Below are 1306 nucleotides of genomic sequence, written 5' to 3'. Positions count from 1 at the left end.
GTGACGGGTGGTGACAATGAGTCCGTGTCGAGCGCTGATTTTTTCGGCCTTTAGAGCGAGATTTATACAATAGAATTTGGCATGAGATTGGATTGCTTTTAGTCAGCCTCTTATAGCCTAAAGTCGGCTTTGTTGAATAAATCGAACTTTTGCTGAGTTGAAGGATCAGATCACGCATCCTCCCGACAACACAGACCATTCCGTGGCAAAGCAAAAGTTCAGAATCACCAACTGGTCCACCTACAACAAAGCTCTCATCAACCGTGGCTCCCTCACTTTCTGGCTGGATGATGAGGCGATTCAGGCCTGGTATGAGTCGGCAACGCCTTCATCACGAGGAAGGCCCCAGCGCTATTCTGATTTCGCCATCACCACCGTTCTGGTGATTAAACGCGTATTCCGGCTGACCCTGCGGGCTGCGCAGGGTTTTATTGATTCCATTTTTGCCCTGATGAACGTTCCGTTGCGCTGCCCGGATTACACCAGTGTCAGTAAGCGGGCAAAGTCGGTTAATGTCAGTTTCAAAACGTCCACCCGGGGTGAAATCGCACACCTGGTGATTGATTCCACCGGGCTGAAGGTCTTTGGTGAAGGCGAATGGAAAGTCAGAAAGCACGGCAAAGAGCGCCGTCGTATCTGGCGAAAGTTGCATCTTGCTATTGACAGCAACACACATGAAGTTGTCTGTGCAGACCTGTCGCTGAATAACGTCACGGACTCAGAAGCCTTCCCGGGCCTTATCCGGCAGACTCACAGAAAAATCAGGGCAGCCGCGGCAGACGGGGCTTACGATACCCGGCTCTGTCACGATGAACTGCGCCGCAAAAAAATCAGCGCGCTTATTCCTCCCCGAAAAGGAGCAGGTTACTGGCCCGGTGAGTACGCAGACCGCAACCGTGCCGTTGCTAATCAGCGGCTGAGCGGAAGCAATGCACGGTGGAAATGGACAACGGAATATAACCGTCGCTCGATAGCGGAAACGGCAATGTACAGAATGAAGCAGTTGTTGGGAGATTCACTGACGCTGCGTGACTACGATGGTCAGGTAGCGGAAGCTATGGCCATGGTGCGTGCGTTGAACAGGATGACAAAGGCTGGGATGCCAGAAAGCGTGCGTATTGCCTGAAAATCCAGCCAGCTACAGGGTCGTTCGCACGAAATCTTATTTATTCAACAAAGCCCCTAAAGTCTTTGAGTGACTAGATGACATATCATGTAAGTTGCTGATAGGTTTCCAGTTTTCCGCTCCTAGGTCTGCATATTGTACTTTTCCTCTTACTCGACTTAACCAGTACCAACCCAGCTT

At 50.8% G+C, this 1306-nt stretch carries 1 protein-coding gene and 2 pseudogenes; 1 reads left to right on the top strand and 2 read right to left on the bottom strand.

All coding sequences use genetic code 11. The features are described 5' to 3' along the window. Positions 1 to 136, bottom strand: a pseudogene (locus ACSIPU_RS30280) (IS4 family transposase); the annotation flags it as partial. A 21-nt stretch (positions 137 to 157) separates the two neighbouring features. On the opposite strand from ACSIPU_RS30280, the gene ACSIPU_RS30275 reads away from it, so the two are divergent. Continuing rightward, positions 158 to 1126, top strand: a complete 969-nt coding sequence (locus ACSIPU_RS30275; RefSeq protein WP_278319672.1) for an IS5 family transposase — start codon at positions 158 to 160, stop codon at positions 1124 to 1126. Positions 1127 to 1180: 54 nt separating this feature from the next. Here ACSIPU_RS30275 and ACSIPU_RS30270 read toward each other — a convergent pair. Continuing rightward, positions 1181 to 1306, bottom strand: a pseudogene (locus ACSIPU_RS30270) (IS4 family transposase); the annotation flags it as partial.

Source organism: Klebsiella sp. HN106, from assembly GCF_051209435.1.
Lineage (GTDB): Bacteria > Pseudomonadota > Gammaproteobacteria > Enterobacterales > Enterobacteriaceae > Klebsiella > Klebsiella oxytoca.
The sequence above is the reverse complement of the archived record's forward strand: the minus strand, read 5'-3'. Positions and strand labels throughout refer to the sequence as shown.